Annotated in this window: 16 protein-coding genes; 5 read left to right on the forward strand and 11 right to left on the reverse strand. The window is 45.2% G+C overall.

Features of this window, described 5'->3' with window-relative positions; translation table 11 throughout:
- Positions 1 to 6: 6 nt before the first annotated feature.
- Entirely contained in the window at positions 7 to 381 is a 375-nt protein-coding gene (locus tag BLS03_RS06755) for a DUF3319 domain-containing protein (protein ID WP_093271341.1), read from the reverse strand.
- 101 nt (positions 382 to 482) lie between these two features.
- On the opposite strand from BLS03_RS06755, the gene BLS03_RS06760 reads away from it, so the two are divergent.
- Positions 483 to 1,448, forward strand: coding sequence for a tyrosine-type recombinase/integrase (locus BLS03_RS06760; RefSeq protein WP_093271344.1), 966 nt, complete (start codon positions 483 to 485; stop codon positions 1,446 to 1,448).
- A 21-nt stretch (positions 1,449 to 1,469) separates the two neighbouring features.
- On the opposite strand, the gene BLS03_RS06765 is transcribed toward BLS03_RS06760, so the two are convergent.
- A complete protein-coding gene (locus tag BLS03_RS06765) occupies positions 1,470 to 2,462 on the reverse strand; it encodes a D-alanine--D-alanine ligase (protein WP_093271348.1) in 993 nt (330 codons plus the stop codon).
- Positions 2,463 to 2,662: 200 nt separating this feature from the next.
- The gene (locus BLS03_RS06770) at positions 2,663 to 3,259 is read right to left on the reverse strand and encodes an SPOR domain-containing protein (RefSeq protein ID WP_093271351.1); all 597 of its coding nucleotides are present in this window, start codon (positions 3,257 to 3,259) and stop codon (positions 2,663 to 2,665) included.
- A 218-nt stretch (positions 3,260 to 3,477) separates the two neighbouring features.
- Between BLS03_RS06770 and BLS03_RS06775 the strand changes: the two genes are divergently transcribed.
- Positions 3,478 to 6,165 carry a bifunctional acetate--CoA ligase family protein/GNAT family N-acetyltransferase gene (locus BLS03_RS06775; protein WP_093271353.1) on the forward strand — a complete coding sequence of 896 codons (2,688 nt, stop codon included), beginning with the start codon at positions 3,478 to 3,480 and terminating at the stop codon, positions 6,163 to 6,165.
- 96 nt (positions 6,166 to 6,261) lie between these two features.
- Here the strand turns inward: BLS03_RS06775 and BLS03_RS06780 are convergent, their stop codons facing one another.
- From BLS03_RS06780 to BLS03_RS06800, 5 genes are all read right to left on the reverse strand, one after another.
- A complete protein-coding gene (locus BLS03_RS06780; protein ID WP_093271355.1) occupies positions 6,262 to 7,149 on the reverse strand; it encodes a LysR substrate-binding domain-containing protein in 888 nt (295 codons plus the stop codon).
- Positions 7,150 to 7,766: 617 nt separating this feature from the next.
- Positions 7,767 to 8,018 (reverse strand): hypothetical protein, encoded by a 252-nt coding sequence (locus BLS03_RS06785; RefSeq protein ID WP_093271621.1) that lies wholly within the window; start codon positions 8,016 to 8,018, stop codon positions 7,767 to 7,769.
- A gap of 1 nt (position 8,019) precedes the next feature.
- Positions 8,020 to 9,720, reverse strand: a complete 1,701-nt coding sequence (locus BLS03_RS06790) for an SgrR family transcriptional regulator (RefSeq protein ID WP_093271359.1) — start codon at positions 9,718 to 9,720, stop codon at positions 8,020 to 8,022.
- 72 nt (positions 9,721 to 9,792) lie between these two features.
- Complete coding sequence (locus BLS03_RS06795; protein ID WP_093271362.1) at positions 9,793 to 10,026, reverse strand: DUF3389 family protein; 234 nt, start codon at positions 10,024 to 10,026, stop codon at positions 9,793 to 9,795.
- The gene (locus tag BLS03_RS06800; protein ID WP_093271366.1) at positions 10,023 to 10,478 is read right to left on the reverse strand and encodes a hotdog fold thioesterase; all 456 of its coding nucleotides are present in this window, start codon (positions 10,476 to 10,478) and stop codon (positions 10,023 to 10,025) included. Before BLS03_RS06800 ends, BLS03_RS06795 begins: the two co-directional genes overlap by 4 nt.
- Positions 10,479 to 10,545: 67 nt before the next feature.
- Between BLS03_RS06800 and BLS03_RS06805 the strand changes: the two genes are divergently transcribed.
- Complete coding sequence (locus BLS03_RS06805) at positions 10,546 to 11,340, forward strand: M48 family metallopeptidase (protein WP_176765539.1); 795 nt, start codon at positions 10,546 to 10,548, stop codon at positions 11,338 to 11,340.
- A 178-nt stretch (positions 11,341 to 11,518) separates the two neighbouring features.
- A complete protein-coding gene (locus tag BLS03_RS06810; RefSeq protein WP_093271369.1) occupies positions 11,519 to 12,088 on the forward strand; it encodes a PhnA domain-containing protein in 570 nt (189 codons plus the stop codon).
- A 122-nt stretch (positions 12,089 to 12,210) separates the two neighbouring features.
- Here BLS03_RS06810 and BLS03_RS06815 read toward each other — a convergent pair whose 3' ends face one another.
- The 3 genes from BLS03_RS06815 to BLS03_RS06825 form a co-directional block, all read right to left on the reverse strand.
- A complete protein-coding gene (locus tag BLS03_RS06815; protein WP_093271372.1) occupies positions 12,211 to 12,399 on the reverse strand; it encodes a hypothetical protein in 189 nt (62 codons plus the stop codon).
- A 258-nt stretch (positions 12,400 to 12,657) separates the two neighbouring features.
- A complete protein-coding gene (locus BLS03_RS06820; protein WP_093271375.1) occupies positions 12,658 to 13,638 on the reverse strand; it encodes a TerC/Alx family metal homeostasis membrane protein in 981 nt (326 codons plus the stop codon).
- Positions 13,639 to 14,089: 451 nt separating this feature from the next.
- A complete protein-coding gene (locus tag BLS03_RS06825; RefSeq protein WP_093271377.1) occupies positions 14,090 to 15,823 on the reverse strand; it encodes a bifunctional metallophosphatase/5'-nucleotidase in 1,734 nt (577 codons plus the stop codon).
- 242 nt (positions 15,824 to 16,065) lie between these two features.
- On the opposite strand from BLS03_RS06825, the gene BLS03_RS06830 reads away from it, so the two are divergent.
- Positions 16,066 to 17,694 (forward strand): ATP-dependent endonuclease, encoded by a 1,629-nt coding sequence (locus tag BLS03_RS06830; protein ID WP_093271380.1) that lies wholly within the window; start codon positions 16,066 to 16,068, stop codon positions 17,692 to 17,694.
- Positions 17,695 to 17,735 lie beyond the last annotated feature (41 nt).

The raw sequence follows: 17,735 nt of genomic DNA on the forward strand, positions 1-17,735 counted from the left end.
TGCAAATTACTTTCTTTGTTTAACGGCTTGTTGCTGAGCCACTAAGTATGCCTCTATATGCTTTTGGATAGCAAGTTTTCCCCCTTTGAGTAACTTGCCTTGAAAGAAGCAATACCAAGCATTTGCATCACCAGTATCGTTTTTCAGTACGTGGCCATGGAAATCTTCTTGAGCGGCTTGTGGCGTTTCTTTACGCTTAGGCGCAAGCGCGCCAAACTCTTTTGGATCAATGATACTTGCAGTATCACAAAACCAATCAATGCTTTTTTTGACCGCAGGCATCGTCCCGGAGAGCGTGTGTTTTTTGATCCTAACTTGCCACTCATCCTTTGATGAGCCGACAGTCGCTAAGGTAAAACCGCGATAAGTTGCAACAGGCATAATAATAATCTGCTAAATCAATAGTTAATTTTAATGATAATCCGATATCATGTGTTATCAAGTTTCTCGGATGAAATCAGAAGATTCTTAGGAAAACCGCGATGAGGAAAATCATTCCCGAACTCACAGATAAAGATCTGGTTGCTCGTTTCATCACGCAGCTCAACCAGCAAGCGACGCAAGAGATTCTTGATGAGCTCACGGCCAATCAATATTCTCACAATTCATTGCTTGCTATGGTAAAAGACTGGAACTTGTTTCATGAATTTTGCACCCTTAAGCAAGTCACAGCCCTTCCTGCATCAGTCACAGCCGTGCGTCTCTTTATTGAACATGAGGCCAGTCGACGGAAATACTCAACAATTAGACGTTACGTTGTCACTATAGGTTTAATTCACCGTATTCTAGCGTTAAAAGACCCGACATCCAACCCTCAAGTGCTTCATACTATGAACTTTTATCGCGCTGAGAAGAAAAATGATGCTAAAGACACCGTGGCGTTTGAAAAGAAACATTTAGAAAAGCTTAATCACAGGTTGTGTCATTCTCAACACGCTTCCGATATAAGAAATTTGGCGGTGTATTTTTTGATGTTTGAATGCGCACTTAAACGATCCGAACTCAAACAACTCACCCTGGCAGATATGCATGTCGATGATGAAAACACCATTGCAATTCAAATTGGCAGCCAAACTTACCCCTTGTCTGTAGACGCGGTGACGGCATTAAAAAATTGGTGTGAGTTATTGCCAAGCCTTACTCCTGACACTCCGCTATTTTCAGCCATTGATCGACACGGCAATATCAAATCAACCGCATTAGATGATTCATCCATCTATCGAATACAACGGGCAGCAAGTACCATGCTGGGATTGGAAGTGTGGTTTTCAGGCCAATCGTCGCGAGTTGGCAAAGTAAAAGATCTCGCAAAACAAGGGCTAAAACTAAAAGAAATCCAGTTCTATGGTCGGTGGTTGAGCCCTGCAATGCCCTATCAATATTTGGGTGATAAAGGCAATGCAGAAGCTGAAATGGTGGTATTTAAACGCTTTAAACCTATCGATTAAATACTTTTTGTTGCGGGGTAATCAAAGTGACGTTGTCACGCAACTTGCGAGAAATTCGTGAAAACGATGGCCATTATTTTCCAGCATTTTAGGGAACATTGATATCGGAGTCATACCTGGGAACGTATTGACTTCGTTTAGATAAATATCGCCTTCTGGCGTCATAAAGAAATCGATACGAGACAAATGACGAAGTTTCATTTGCTTAAATACCGTCTCACTATAGCCACGAATGGTTTCGATTTGCTCAGCGGTTAAGCCTTGCGCTTCAACATCTGTGGTCGAATGACTGTCCGCGCTGTATTTTTCTTCGTAAGTATAAAAGGCACCTTCCGGAGCTTTGACTTCGCCAGGTTTAGTAATGAACAACTCACCACCAATTTCATAGGCTGCAACTTCGAGCTCGCGCGGCTTGATTGCTTTCTCAACCAGAACTTGATCAGAAAAAGAAAATGCATTGTTGATGGCGTCGCCAAGCTGTGACAACTCAGTCACTTTATAGCAGCCCACCGATGAGCCTTGTCTGGCCGCTTTGACAAATATTGCGCCCCAATCAGACAGCGCTTGCTTGCATCGTTCAAATGCAGCGTCATCATTGCTCGTCAAAAACAGGTAAGGCGTATTGGCAATACCAAGCGCGTCATACCAAAGTTTTGATGTAATTTTGTTAAAACTGTTGGTGCTCGCTTCAGCACCGCAACCAAGATAAGGAATCCCCGCCAGTTCAAGCATTGACTGGATATCGCCAGTTTCGCCCGGAAACCCGTGAATGCAAGGGACAACAAAATCGATGTGTACCGTGCTATCTGCATAATTCAGCGTGCCACTATTGGTATCTAAATAGGCGAGTTCGTCTTGTTCGGTGTGCCAGCCATCCTTCTTCATTTCAACGCGAATGACTTCGAAATCAGCGGTTTTTTCCAACTGCTGTTGAATGAAATTGGCGGAAACCAGTGAAACTTCGTGCTCAGAAGAGCCACCGCCGCACAGTAATAGAATGGTTGTTTGAGTCATTAATTGTCTTTCCATTAGACTAAGGAATTAGGACGATAATCCAATCATAATCAATTAGAGGCTAACTTACACGGCTTTCACCCCGGAAAAGCGTGCTCTTGCTACCAATTGATGGGTTAATAAACGAATTGGTTCGAAAACTAACGTTAACGTAACAAAAAAGGGGCCAACGCCCCTTTTCTACTCTTACGAATTCTCGCTTAGTTCAATTTGTTAAGCGTTGGAAATTCAGAGTTTTTGATCTTATCGATGCTCTTAGCAAATGGCTTTAGAGCTTGAAAATCTGCAGGAAGCTGAGAAATCGCACGTTCAGCTTCAACGCGAGTTGCGTAATCACCGTAAAGCACAGTATACCATTTCGTGCCGTTCACCACTTTGTAGTTTTCCCAAATAGGCTCACCCGTTGCTGGCAATTTTTGTACGAAACGATCGACTTTGGCTTGAGAGCCGACTGCAACAACCTGAATGGTGTAGCCAAAACGTGGGTTACTTGCCACTTGCTTAGGTGTTGGCGCCGTAATAGTGGTCACTGCTGGTTCACTTTGTGGCTCAGCTTTTTGCACATTAATAGTCGGTTGAGCTTGTTCTTCCGGCATAGCTACCACAGTCGGTTCAACGTTTTGTTCTTCAACACCGTCTGCTGGGCCTGCCGTAGTAGAAACAACTGGCTGTACCATGCTGGTGTCTGCGCTCTGATAATCTTCTTGGTAGCTCTCAGAAGTTACGTCTGTTGTGTAATCTGGAGAGACACATGCAGAGAGTAAAGCCGATAGACCGACGATTGCTATTTTTTTCATGGGTAATCACACGCCTTATGTAGAAATTACTTTAAATCATGCCGTTAGAGCCAATTAGAATCAAGCAAACAGGTAAAATATATGTCAGCACATTGTGATTTGAGGCACAAAGTCTCTTTTCTAGCTGTATATCGAATGAAACCCGATTGAATTATCACAGTAAAGCACAACTTTATTGAATATTCTTACTGGTATTGCGTCTCAAATGGTGCTTAAGCATGAACAGTCTGACTCAAATTCTAAAGCCGCGTTCCATCGCCGTAATTGGCGCATCCACCAAGCCCCTTCGCGCTGGAAACGTGGTGATGAAAAATCTGCTGCAAGGTGGCTTCCAAGGGGCGATTATGCCCGTGAATCCAAAATATGATTCGGTGTGCGGTGTGTTTGCCTACCCTACGATAGAGTCGTTACCGCAAACTCCCGACATGGTGGTGCTTTGCACCCACGCCTCGCGTAACGTCGAGATTTTTCACCAACTTGCGGAAAAAGGCGTAAAGTCCGCAATTGTGTTGTCGTCTGATATGCATATTCAGGATGAGTCTTTGCTTTCTTTGCAGCAGCAATGCGCCAATATCGCCAGAGAATCAGGAATGCGCATCTTTGGTCCGAATAGCCTTGGGCTGATGCTACCTTGGCTCAATTTGAATGCCACCTTTGCACCATCGCCAGCGCAAAAAGGCAACATCGCGTTTATCTCCCAGTCTGCAGCTGTCTGTACCACCATTCTCGATTGGGCCAATGATAAAGACATCGGTTTTTCTGCGTTTATTTCTTTGGGTAACGCCGTTGATATCGATTTTGCCGACTTACTCGACTGCTTGAGCACCGACTCGCATACCGACGCCATTCTGCTCTACGTTGACACCATTAAAGATGCACGGCGTTTTATGTCAGCGGCTCGAGCTGCGTCGCGAAATCGGCGAATCTTGGTGCTAAAAGGCGGTAAAACCGAGCAAGGTCGAATCGCAGCCCATGCCCATACTGGCGGCGACAACACCCTTGATATCATCTATGACTCGGCAATTCGACGCACCGGTATGCTGCGAGTTAACAATACTCATGAACTGTTTGCCGCAGTTGAAACCTTGACTCACGCAGTCCCGCTGCGGGGCGAAAGGTTAGCCATCATCACCAATGGCGGTGGCCCTGCCATCATGGCCGTCGATACGTTATCTGAGCGCGGCGGAAAACTCGCTACGCTTGATGATCAACTGATCGCGAAACTTGATCAGTATTTGCCGAAAAGCTGGAGTCGCAGCAACCCGATTGATTTAGTCGGTGATGCGAATCATGACCGCTATGTTCACGCATTAAATGCCATTATGGATAGTGATTGCGCCGACGCGATTTTGGTTATGCACAGCCCATCAGCCGTCGCGCAATCAGAAAAAACCGCCCACGCGATTGTGGATACGTTTAAAAATCACCCTCGTCATCGACGTTTTAATTTATTAACCAATTGGACCGGTGAACAAACGGCGCGTCCTGCTCGGCAAATATTCGCTCATGCCGGAATTCCAACCTATCGAACCCCCGAAAGTTCCGTGGTCGCTTTCATGCATTTGGTGGAATACAGACGCAACCAAAAACAACTGATGGAAACGCCAACTACGGCAGAGCCAGTGCACGCAAATCAACTTAGCGAAGCCAAATTGTGGGTGACTCAAGCATTGGGTGACCATCAAGAAGTAAATTTAGATACTCATCAACTTGGCGATTTTCTTAACTACTTCGACTTTACTGTTTTGCCAACTTGGATTGCGTCAGAAGTGAGTGAGGCCGTGCATATAGCCGAACAAATTGGTTATCCAGTAGCTGTGAAGCTGCGTTCGCCGGATATTGCGCATAAATCGGATATTCAAGGCGTGATGCTTAATTTGCGTAACCGCCATGAAGTGGCCAGCGCCGCGCAAGCAATTTTAGATCGTGCTCATTTGTTTTACCCAGCCGCCAATATTCACGGCTTGTTAGTGCAGGGTATGGCAAAACTCGCAGGCGGCGAAGAGCTTCGAGTTAAGGTTAAAAATGATGCGTTATTTGGCCCTGTGATTTTGGTTGGCCAAGGTGGCTCTGAGTGGGATGAATCGGTAGACGCCAGTTCTGCGCTGCCACCACTGAATACAACGTTGGCACGTTATTTAATTGTGCGAGCAATCAAAAATGGCCATATACGCCCACAAAAGCTTCCGGTCCCGATGGACATTGATGGCTTAAGCGAATTTTTGGTGCGTATTTCGCAAATGGTGGTCGACATTCCTGAAGTTGACGAACTGGATATCCATCCACTTCTAATTAATGGACGTGAATTCACCATTTTGGATGCCGATTTACGTTTGAAACATTATCAAGGCGATGCGCAAAAACGCCTTGCAATACGCCCTTATCCAGTTGAATACGAGCAGTTGGTAACAACCACCAGCGGTGAGCAAGTGTTGCTTCGCCCTATTTTGCCGGAGGATGAACCCAAACACGCCGACTTTATTCATCACGTTTCAAAAGAAGATCTTTACCGGCGCTTTTTTACCGAAGTAGGTGAATTCAATCATGAAGCCCTCGCCAACTTAACCCAAATTGATTACGACCGAGAGATGGCTTTCGTGGCGGTTGCAGACATCGATGGACAACGCGCCATCATTGGCGTTTCGCGCGCCTTGATCAATCCAGACAACACCGATGCCGAATTCGCGATATTGATTCGCACCGATCAAAAAGGCAAGGGACTAGGCAAACTATTGATGCAAAAAATCATCGACTATTGCCTGCAAAAAGGCACCTTGCAAATGTCTGGGATGACCATGCCGAGTAACGCTGGAATGTTGGGACTGGCAAAAAAAATGGGCTTTAAAGTCGATATTCAATTTGAAGACGGTATCGCCGATATGGTGCTACCGCTTAATAGTCAATGATGTATGTGCATCCCTTGATGTAATGAGTTGAAAAACTAGAGAACATAATAACTGTAACTAGAGAACAGAGTAGCGAGCAAAACTAAAGTGACGTGGTCACTTTAGTTTCCAGTTCTTTTTCAAATATTGAATACACCAAGATTTTGCTTCACCAAGGCGATTACGGCGCCAAGCCAGAATCAGCTCCATATTGATTTCTTGAGTGTCTTTAATCGGTTTTAGAATACCAGCGTCAATCAAAGGCGCGGCAACATACTTTGGCAAGGTCCCGATCCCAAGCCCGCTCTTCAACGCTTCAACTTTGGCACTGAAATTAGTCACTGTCAGTCTTGGCTGTTTGTGCAAAATATTCACGCTCAGCGATGGCTGCTCTCTTGCGGTATCGGCAATCGCGATCACGCGATATTTCTCGCGGGCGGTTTCATCAAATGCGCCACTGCGCTTATGCACATAGTGATTGCTGGCAGCGACCCAGATCATCGCCATCGAGCCGATAGTTTCGGCTTTTACATCATGCGGATAACTCTCAGGCTTGGGGCAAATCAGAAGATCCGAGCGCCCTTCCGCCAACGATTCCCAGCATCCTGCCAGGATTTCCTCTTGCAAACGCACACGAGTCGAACTCACATTGCCCAGTGCATCCACCATAGGGAAAAAGTTTTCGACCGGAATAATGCCGTCAAACGCCAGTGTAATATCCAACTCCCAGCCATTAGCGAGCAAACTGGCATCATTCACCAACTTTTCTGTGGCCACGAGAATGGCGCGCCCTCTCTCAAGGATCAGCTTTCCCGCTTCGGTAAAATTCGCTTTGTGACCAGAACGGTCAAATATCATCAAATCCAAATCTTGCTCTAGCTTTTGAATCTGATAACTAAGCGAAGACGGTGCCCTATCCAGCTCGTTAGCCGCAGCGGCAAAACTTCCTCGCCGTTCAATGGCATCAAGGATATGTAATGCTTCTAAAGTAATCGGACTTTGCACTGAATAGCTCCTTTGACTAGCACAACAATGTAAATGTAATCGCAATTAATCATTTACAAAACCATATATAAATACCACATTATCCATGATATATCATTGAAAAACATATGAATAAGAAATTCAAACTGACTATTCTCACACAGGCATATAATCCAACACTCAACATAATAATCATGATTTAAGTTAAGTCGGAATAGAGCCAAAATACGAGTTGTGGTAACCAATAAGAATAGTTTGAAGGTTATGAGTGTGCGGAATAGAACAAAAGCCAGCATAGCTGGCTTTTTCTGTTACTTCATTCGTAAAGTGTTAAAGAAAGGAATTGAATGAAGGTGGTGCTTATTGCGCTGCCATTTCTTTTTTAACCATCACTGCACCAGCAACGATGAAAGCAACGATAAGAGCAAGTTCCATGAAGTACCTCGTTTACGCTTCTTTAAGGAAAAAATGAACTTTGACCTCGGTTATTGTATCAGTATTTGTATTAAGTAATAGCTTTTAAACCGTTTTTTGTACGTTTTATCGACTTAGATCAATTCCAGCCGCCATACCACAATCACTCTTTTATAGAATACTCATACTTGTTAAATAAGTTGATGAAATGCGAGTGTTTATCATCATTTGCTCACCACTTTACCACCAATAATTTTATAAGCAGGCGCACCGCGGATCAGCGTTTCTCTGGCGAATGGTGTGGCGCATTTAGGACAGATTCCACTGTCATGAGTGAAATCGCTCACAATGCGCTGTTTAAAGCATTTTACTAATGCCCCTTTTCCGCCTTTAGCATATTTAAATAACGCGGTATGACACTTTGCACAGCTAACATCGATGGTCCGTGAGGGCAACTTACTGTTTGGCTTTGCCACATCAATTACTGCCGAGATCTGGTTTAACCCAAACTTGGCTAAAATCAAACCATCCCAGCGCATTACATTTCGCGTTTTGCAGTGCACCGCACTGGTCTTTGCTCACCCCAAGCCAGACGTGAAATGTCGGAATGATTTGCATGTTATGTACCAGTGAACGACCCAACTCTTTGGCCGGAAACGCGGTGTGTTTATCTTCCATCCAAGCATGCACTAATCCTTGCCATTGATGGAAATTCACTTCAGGACTGACGCGTTCAATATCACTGTAATTCAGCAGCCACCCCGCAAGCGCATCGTCGCGATTGGCGCTGATACCCATTGGTTTTACCCAAATATCGATATCATCAACATCTGGCGGCTCAATATCATATTGAATTAACTCAACCTCAAGCTGATCTTGACTCAAGGTTTTTTCAATCACTTTGACCAATACGGTAAACATCGGATGTTGCGCGTGATAGGCAACTTTAACCTTGGTCTGTTGCGGTGGCTGTGCGACATTCGGCAGCGGCGCTTTATGATACCAACCCGGTTTTAAGCCGTGCGCAGGCAGTACGCCAAGTTCGACAATCTTTTCTTGAGGCAATAAACGATATAACTCCAATCCATTAAGCTTTTGCGAAAAGTAACTCGCCCACTGATCCGATTGTGCCAAACCGGTTTTGCGGTTAAGTAACAAATAAGTACACCCTGGGTCGAGCTCTACTTCATCGTTAAATTCGCCAATCGATGTTTGTTTGATTGGCCGAGTTAAGCTTGGGAAAATCATCGTCGCGTTAACATCGTCAATTACCCACACCTCGACACAGTCGATCAATGGGCGAAAGCCGAAGTAGCCATCAAAAGCTTGAAGGGTCAATCTCTTATCATCGTTGCGCGTGACTTTATAAGGCCCGCAACCAATTGGAAAACGATCAAATTGCTCGGAGCGATGAGACTGAGGAAGAAGAATTTTTGCGCACGATTCGGTCAAAAACAGGTCAAGACGCAAGTCTGGGCGTGATAAAGAGACATCCACCACCAGATCACTTGGCGAGCGAACATCGCAGACATGTTCAAATAACTTTTTGTTTTTAAGCGTACCTAGCGATTCAATAACCATTTCCGTGGTCAGTAAGTCTCCGTTATGAAACCTCACCCCTGGGCGCAAATAGAATCGCCAGCACTTCGGCGTTAACATTTCCCAGCTATGGGCAAGATCAGGCTGAACCTGTTCATTGCCATCGAGTTTAGTTAAGCCGCTGAACACTTGCTGCACAATATGCTGCTCTGAGCGGCGCATCGGTTTTAGGGGATTGAGCATCGACAACGGGCGATAATACGGCAAGCGAATGACATGTTGCCCTTCTTGCTGCTGCACCCCAAGATAGCTTTCGACCACTTGGGCGAGTTTCGCGGTATCTTTATCTAATGCATTCAGTGCTTGACTGATTTTTCCCTCTTCGAGATATCGACGCGCTAATGTTTCGCTGACATCGGTACGGCTGCGCTTAAATATCAGCTGAGATAATTTTCCTCGCCCCGGCGCTGGATGCCATTCAATCCAGCCCTCTTCTTCGAGCTTGTTTAATACGATACGAGCATTGCGTCGAGTACAAAAGAGAATCTCTGTAATTTCATCAAGTTGAACACCACAATCCATACCGTTGTAGTGTTCAAACAAGGTTTCAAATTGGGTTCTTAAACGTGGGCTACTCATAAAGGGGAAATTTAGCAACGAAGGAATATCGCTTAGTTTCCTTATTTTTTCGCCCCATAGCAAGTACGGCGTTTAAGTTATTTCAAGCCCAAGTTCTTTTGCCAATTGTTCAAGTTGCGCCGGGTTATCTAACTTGATTGACCATTTAGCGTCGCCGCTATTACAGGCAATCACATTTGCGCCCCTGCCAATCAAGGTTAACGATTCAGATGCGGCTTGCATCGTCACCATACAAGGCCCTTCGAGTTTGACCACGATTTCAAAGGGCGTCACGATAATTTTTCCGATACTGATGGGCAGAATCATGATTGTAAGCTCTTGATATTATGCTGTTCATTACGTTTTTGGCGCACAGCGATAGTTAATCTGCTGGTACACACGAGGCGGTCGCGTTCATCACTGATGTTGATCTGCCATACTTGAGTTGACACCCCAAGATGGATCGGGGTGGCGACACCAACTACTGTGCCTGAACGCATCGAGCGTATGTGGTTGGCATTAATATCGAGTCCGACACAATAACTGTTTTCCTCCACCGCGAAGTTTGCCGCCACCGAACCTAAGGTTTCAGCAAGCACCACCGAGGCACCGCCGTGCAACATGCCTAAAGGTTGGTGGGTAAAATGACACACCGGCATAGTGGCGGTGACGCTGTTTTCACCAATGTCGGTATAAATAATCCCAAGATGTGAGATCAATGTGTTTTCAGAGGTTTTATTTAAAGTGTCAAGATTGATTGGACGTTTCCAGATGGACATAATGCGTACCGTTTGTAGTCAAATACTTTCTAACAAGATGTTTTACCTTAAATAATCGGAGAATGCTATGCGAGCTTGGCGAACCCACTGTTGGGCCGGAATGATGCTACTTAGCCTAACAGCGTGCACTTCATCACCTACAGGAAGAAATCAACTGATTTTATTTTCCGATGCTGACATGAACAATCTTGGCGCTCAATCATTTGAGCAGATGAAGATCCAGCAAAAGGTTGCAACCGATCCCAAAGTCAATCAATACGTTCAGTGCGTCGCCAAACGCATCACTGATAATGTGCCCGCTAATAAAGGGTTTACACGATGGGAAGTGGTGGTATTTGACAGTGAACAAGTCAACGCTTTTGCCCTGCCTGGCGGAAAAATTGGTGTCTTCACCGGGTTGTTGGACGTGGCGAAAAACCAACATCAACTCGCGACGGTGATAGGCCATGAAGTTGCTCACGTGTTGGCGGATCACAGCAACGAGCGTTTATCGCAATCTCAAATCGCCAATACCGGCTTGCAGATTACGAATGTCGCGCTTGGCGCCTCAAGTTACTCACAATATTCAGATGTCACCATGGCAGCGCTCGGACTGGGTGTCCAATATGGCGTTATTCTCCCTTATGGCCGCTCACAAGAATCTGAGGCCGATGTTCTTGGTTTAGAGTTAATGGCTAAAGCTGGGTTTGATCCGCGCCAGAGCATTGAACTGTGGAGGAATATGTCTGCTGCAGCCAATGGCGCCGAGCCTCCTGAACTGCTTTCTACCCACCCATCACATCAAACTCGAATCAGCGATTTAAATCAAAAAATTTCGACACTTAAAACCTATCCTGCGTCACAGCCAAACTGCTCCGCATAAGGTTTTCTGGGGACTTGAACGCCTAATGTCTCGAGCTATGCAAAGCGACATCTCGGGTTGAAAATGTCGCTTTGCTGCAATTCATTATGCTTTATCTGGGTATTTCCTTAGTATCCCTTTATTTTCTACGTATAAAGTGGATAATACGCGCTCACAATTTTTCCTAAGGTGAGTAACTATGTCTACTGAAGCGACTTTGTTAGAACGTTGCCAATCAAAATGCGAACTTTGCGGTTCTGATTCGTCTCTAGCCCCATTTGTGGTGAGCCCTCATACCCAAGTCACGGTCGATCACGCTGTGATGATTTGTGATACCTGCAAAGGCCAAATTGAAAATCCAGAAACAGTAGATGTCAATCACTGGCGTTGTCTAAACGACAGCATGTGGAGCCAAGAAGTGCCGGTTCAAGTGATGGCATGGCGTCAACTCAAGAAGCTATCTGCCACTGAAGGTTGGGCTCAAGATCTTCTCGACATGATGTACATGGAAGAAGAAACCGCCAAATGGGCAGAAATCGGCATGGACGATAACGCCGAGAAGCCATTGGATGTAAACGGCGTTGAGCTTAAAAAAGGCGACGATGTAACTATCATTAAAGACTTGCCAATTAAAGGCTCAAGCCAAGTGATCAAGCAGGGTACTGTGGTACGTAACATCAACGTATCAGACACCGACCCGACCCACATTCAAGGCAAAGTTAACGGCCAAGCGATGTACGTTATCGCTGAATACTGCCGCAAAAAATAATCGCCTATTACACTGAACCAGCGACATTGATCACTGGTGTCATCGGCATAAAAAAAGCGCCCTGTTTATTGGGCGCTTTTTTATTTATCAACGCCAATGTCATTAAGCGTCTGACCTGAGTATTAGCGATAAATACCAATGTCCTTCTGCATATGTCCCGATAATTCACTGCTGTAGTAAGAACGGGTTGAATTGTCGGTAAAAAGAATATCCAAAAGGTGTGCAATCAATCCTTTGAAGCTAACCGAATAGGTCTTTCTGTCCATAGAGTCGGTTGTTGCGATTGAATCAAAATTCATTACTTGAGCCATAACAGCCTCTCCAAAATTGGTTAACTTACTGAGTTGCCGCAAGTGTAGGCGATAACCGTAAGGCTCAGAAATGACAATTCTTCAATATTCAGATTAGATTTACTAATCAAACAACTTACTAACAAAGCATAAGATTAAAACCTTAAACCAGCCGAATTTGTACTCATTTTAACGTCAATATATTGCATAACTTTGCGTGAGGCAAAAAACAGCCTGGATTAATAACAAGCCGTTTACATATCAAAAACACCACCAACATCAAATTTCGCTAGTGGCGCTATCATGTTTATTTTGTTTATCTTTATGCGCACGTTGTTTAAATATAGACGCCACAACCGCAACCGACATTGTGAGCAGTATAACCGCTAATGACCATTGTGTTTCGATGGCGTAAGGTGTGGCGCTGAGCAACATCTTAACGCCAACAAAAAGCATGATGACCGCAAGAGCAGGTTTCAAATAAACGAACTTACTCATAAGCCCTTCTAATACAAAATATAGAGATCTTAACCCAAGCAGTGCAAAGACATTGGCCGATAACACCAAGAAAGGTTCTTGAGTCACGGCAAAAATAGCCGGAATGGAGTCAAGCGCAAACAGCACATCCATGAAAGCGATCACCGCAATCACAACCACCAGCGGCGTCGCTAAACGCAAACCTTGAGCGGTGATGACTGACAACGCATTGCCGTGATACTCATCACTCATCGGTAGCCAGCGTCGTAACCATTTTTCAGGTAAAGGGCTAACCTCCTCTTCTTCAGCGTCATCATCACGAAACAGTGAAATACCCGTCCATATTAGAAAAGCGGCGAACAGATACAGTACCCAGTGGTACTGTTCCAGCAATTCGGCGCCAATCATAATCATCACGGCGCGTAATACCAGCGCACCGACCACACCGTAAAGCAGCGCCCTTGGGCGTACTGACACAGGAACGGAATATTGAGAAAAAATAATTGCGAATACAAATAGGTTATCAACGCTAAGCGACTTTTCTAGTAAGTAGCCCGTCGCAAAAGCGATAGCGGCTTGATGAGGGGAATAGGCGCTACCTGGTGAATAGATATCCCAGAAAAAATAGATACTGGCGGCGAAAATAATCGCCAAAAAGACCCAAAATAGGCTCGACAGCGCTGCGGTTTTAATCGAGATAACACCGCGACGGGTTTGCCAAACGTCAACACTGACAAGAACTAAGGTGACAACAAAGAATAACCCGTAGGTAATAAGTGGCATTCAAAACCTCCAAAGCGAAGGCAGAATAGAGACTTGGACCTTCGCATACAAAAACACACCAATGAAATGGCGTTGCGTGCGTTGGTCTCGTCGAAGTTATAATTAACTCTTATTTGCCGGATAGGCGTTGATGCCTAACGAGATGACGACAAATAAACTGAAGGCGACTACTCCCCAAAACAGATAAATTATAAATCGAATCAGAAATGTCAGCAATGCGTTTAAACAAACCATGCGTCAGATAGATAAAAAGGAGCAACTCAAGTGCTCCTTCTTTACCGTTATACACCGCTGATCGGTGTAAAGTATACGAGTGCGGCCCAAATCGCGACCCAGCATAGAACGATCGCGACGTCGGCCCAGTCTTTACTCCACATATTCGTCCCCTAAGTTGTTGTGCCACTTTATAAATGCGACCAATTACTTAGAAGATTTAGCAACCTTTATGCCATTAGCGTTGATTTTGTTTGAGGTGTTGCTTGGTGAGTAAATCAGGCCGTGCCTGCAGAAGTTCAATGAAGCAATCTGCCATCGACAGCCCAGAAACCCAGCCCTCATCTTCCATGTTAAGAATCGCCTCGTAGCCCTCTTTGCCTTTCATGGTATAAGCTGAAGACGTACCTCGATAAACTTTTTTATTTTCAATGGCTTGCCAACCATGTTCGAGGGTAAAGATCTGCAAGTCTAGGATCCTCTCTCCTAATTTTGCTTTGCCGTCATAGCGAAATTTTAGGTTGTAGGTATATGGATAAGACCCGGTCCCTGTACCAACCACATCATTATTGGTCGCGTTATTAATCGCGCCTTCCAATACCGCGGCAATCACCTCGCCTTTCACATCATAACGCCCAATCGGAACGGCAAACGGAAGAAGTTTTCCGGCAACATCGGCAACCGACATTTCCCCCTCTCGAATCGAGGTTCGCACACCACCAGCGTTATGAATGGCAAACTCCACCTCGTGCCCGCGCTGATTTAAAGCGTGTACAAATGCCTCGGCCACCAAAGGGGCGACTTGACTGGCACCATTTTCGTCAGGCACACGCACATGTTTCAGAGGTTGATCGCAGACAGCAATGACCTCTGACTGCAATTTACGTACTCTGGGAATGTATTTATCAGCCAGCAACGCATGCACATCTGGGTCTTTTTTACACACCACAACATTGGGATGTTGATGGATGAAATCGCAAGCTTGACGATGATGCAGGTCTTCGCCGGTTTCACTCATACTGGCATCAAGAAATAACCGTCTACCTAGCAGCAGTTCGTTTTTGCCGCTGAACGCGGTGACCACACCATCGGCTGAAAACTCAATCTCCGCATGCCCAAGGCTCAGAGCGTAATACCCGGCTTGAACCACATAGGTATCACCGATACGAATACCATAAGGGTCATCTTTTTCTAAGCCCAAATCACTGAAATCGCCTTGCAGACGGTGGCTGTGTCCACCGACGATAACACTAATACCCGATACCTGTTTGGCGAGTTCTAAATCCACTTCATAGCCAAGATGGCTAAGCAAAATGATCTTATTAATGCCCGTTTTTTGAATTTCGCGAATGGTATTCTCTGCGGTTTGCAGCGCGTCAATAAACGGCGTGTCACTGTCAGGATTTGATATTTCATCCATCTTATCTAGGCTCAAACCGAAAATGGCGATCGGTTCTCCCTCAACCTGCTTAACCATCCAATTTGCGCAATTATTAGTGACATCGTAACTTAATACACTTTCATTATCGGATAATCGGTCTTTTTTGCTTTTCAGCTCGTGGCTCAAATCCCAGTTGCCAGCCAATAATGGAAACTCGATTCTTTTGGCAAACTGAGCCACTGGCTGATTGCCCATATCAAGCTCGTGATTACCGAGTGTCATGGCATCAATGCCTAAGGCGTTAAGCATGTCTGAATTCGCTTTACCTTTGAATAAAGAAAAGTACAAGGTGCCCTGGAAACAATCGCCGGCATGAAGAAACACAAAGCCGCGCTGCTCATCTTGCGCTTGTTTACGCAGCTGTTTAATTCGGGTCGCAATACGCGCAAAGCCGCCAGCACTTACATATGGCGTCAAAGTCGAATTCTCAACTTGGATGGTAAGTGGTAAAGACGTAGGTTCGAAGTATGAATGGGTATCGTTGATGTGCGCCAGTGTCATTTTCACTGGTCTATTGTCTGTATATGTCATCGTTATCATCTTCTCTTTCAATACTTCATTCTAACGCAGAAATCATGACAGATTCGTTGCTTTTATGAAATAAGTGCGAAAAACGATTTCACTTTAGAGCGTGAGTTTGTGCCCATTGTTGAGTCGTATTTACCGATGGATGGATAATTTTGTCTTTTATTACTGTGAGTTAACTTGAGGCTGACGGCCAAATTTTCGTTTATGATTAGCTCATAAGCAACGCAGTCATTGGGAGTTCGTCTATGCATTTAGAACGCATTGAAATATCCGGTTTTAGAGGTATCAAACGTTTATCACTTGCCTTTGATGAACTCACCACCCTAGTTGGTGAGAATACTTGGGGTAAATCATCACTGCTTGATGCACTCAGTGTCGCACTGCCATCCACTGGCAATCCTTACCAATTTGAAATGCTCGACTTTCACGTCGATTATGCAATCGCCCACCCACAGACTCAGCACCTGCAGATCATCTTGACCCTGGCTGCCAGCGACAAAAACGAACATCGCAGTGGTCGCTATCGTAAAATCAAACCGATTTGGGTCAAAAACGAACAAGGTCAACATAAAATTCACTATCGCCTTAGTGCCTCACGAGAGCGCTACGACGTGACTACCCATTATGCCTTTTTGGATAACAGCGGCGAGCCCATTCCACTGCATCATTCGCAGAAGTTAGCTCAAGAGCTAATGGCTCTGCATCCTGTGATTCGTCTGCGTGATTCTCGTCGCTTTGAAAAACAGTCAAACGAAAACACCGTCAATACACGCATTGAAAAACGCATTGATAACACGTGCCGTCGACTGATGGCGATTCCCGGTCACGTCAACAAAGGTGAAATGCGCAGCAGTCTTAACTCCATGCACACTTTGATGGAACACTATTTTTCGTTTAAGGGTCAATCACGGAAAAATCCGCGTAAGCCCAGAGACGGTATCTTCTTTACCAACTCAGGGGGCGACAAAAATGTGCTTGAGGCCATGGAAGCAACCCGCAGTCGGCAAACTAAATTGCTGTTTATGGGCTTACTCAATGCCTACTTACAAGCCAAAGGCAATAACGATTTACGCCGCTGCGCCAGACCACTTTTGATCATCGAAGATCCAGAAGGTCGATTGCATCCAACCCATCTAGCAAGAGCGTGGAGTCTGATGCAATTACTGCCGATGCAGAAGATCTTAACCACTAACAGCGGCGATTTACTTGGCCAAGTGCCAATCCACAGTTTGCGCCGCCTAGTTAGGCACTCCGACAAAACTGTCGCCAATTATCTACCTAAACAATTACTTAGTCATGATGAGTTAAGGCGAATCGGCTTTCATATCCGTTTTCACCGCTCTGGCGCGCTGTTTGCTCGCTGCTGGCTGTTTGTTGAGGGCGAAACGGAAGTTTGGCTGTTTAACGAATTAGCCAACCAATGTGGTTATAACTTAACGGCTGAAGGGGTTCACATCATCGAATTTGCTCAATCTGGACTAAAAGCACTAATAAAAGTAGCCAAAGCATTTGGCATTGATTGGCATGTAGTAACCGATGGCGATACTGCGGGGAAAAAGTATGCGGCGACAGTACGCTCCCAACTGAGTAACGAGCTGGAAAACCACCGCTTAACCGAATTGCCTGACCGAGACATTGAACACTACCTATACAACAATGGATTTGAGCTGTTTTTTAAAGATATGGTCAAAGTACCCCACGACCATCCTGTACCGGCGAAGAAAATCGTCACCAAAGTGCTAAAAAAATTCGCCAAGCCAGATTTAGCTTTAGCGATTGTCGAACATTGTGAGCGACACGGTAAAGATTGTATTCCACTGTTGCTACGCTGGACGCTCAAACGGGTCGTGACCATGGCAAATGGCAACACTTAGCATTCAGGCAGAGTCAGAACAGGCGAAAAATAAAAAGCCAA

This window comes from Vibrio xiamenensis, from assembly GCF_900100015.1.
GTDB classification, from domain to species: domain Bacteria; phylum Pseudomonadota; class Gammaproteobacteria; order Enterobacterales; family Vibrionaceae; genus Vibrio; species Vibrio xiamenensis.

What these genes read in the sequence shown, in the direction of transcription:
- BLS03_RS06810 (WP_093271369.1), top strand. Translation starts at nt 11,519, where the DNA reads ATGTCTACTGAAGCGACTTTGTTAGAACGTTGCCAATCAAAATGCGAA.
- BLS03_RS06795 (WP_093271362.1), bottom strand. Translation starts at nt 10,026, where the DNA reads ATGATTCTGCCCATCAGTATCGGAAAAATTATCGTGACGCCCTTTGAA.
- BLS03_RS06760 (WP_093271344.1), top strand. Translation starts at nt 483, where the DNA reads ATGAGGAAAATCATTCCCGAACTCACAGATAAAGATCTGGTTGCTCGT.
- BLS03_RS06800 (WP_093271366.1), bottom strand. Translation starts at nt 10,478, where the DNA reads ATGTCCATCTGGAAACGTCCAATCAATCTTGACACTTTAAATAAAACC.
- BLS03_RS06755 (WP_093271341.1), bottom strand. Translation starts at nt 381, where the DNA reads ATGCCTGTTGCAACTTATCGCGGTTTTACCTTAGCGACTGTCGGCTCA.
- BLS03_RS06775 (WP_093271353.1), top strand. Translation starts at nt 3,478, where the DNA reads ATGAACAGTCTGACTCAAATTCTAAAGCCGCGTTCCATCGCCGTAATT.
- BLS03_RS06765 (WP_093271348.1), bottom strand. Translation starts at nt 2,462, where the DNA reads ATGACTCAAACAACCATTCTATTACTGTGCGGCGGTGGCTCTTCTGAG.
- BLS03_RS06830 (WP_093271380.1), top strand. Translation starts at nt 16,066, where the DNA reads ATGCATTTAGAACGCATTGAAATATCCGGTTTTAGAGGTATCAAACGT.
- BLS03_RS06820 (WP_093271375.1), bottom strand. Translation starts at nt 13,638, where the DNA reads ATGCCACTTATTACCTACGGGTTATTCTTTGTTGTCACCTTAGTTCTT.
- BLS03_RS06790 (WP_093271359.1), bottom strand. Translation starts at nt 9,720, where the DNA reads ATGAGTAGCCCACGTTTAAGAACCCAATTTGAAACCTTGTTTGAACAC.
- BLS03_RS06770 (WP_093271351.1), bottom strand. Translation starts at nt 3,259, where the DNA reads ATGAAAAAAATAGCAATCGTCGGTCTATCGGCTTTACTCTCTGCATGT.
- BLS03_RS06805 (WP_176765539.1), top strand. Translation starts at nt 10,546, where the DNA reads ATGCGAGCTTGGCGAACCCACTGTTGGGCCGGAATGATGCTACTTAGC.
- BLS03_RS06825 (WP_093271377.1), bottom strand. Translation starts at nt 15,823, where the DNA reads ATGACATATACAGACAATAGACCAGTGAAAATGACACTGGCGCACATC.
- BLS03_RS06815 (WP_093271372.1), bottom strand. Translation starts at nt 12,399, where the DNA reads ATGGCTCAAGTAATGAATTTTGATTCAATCGCAACAACCGACTCTATG.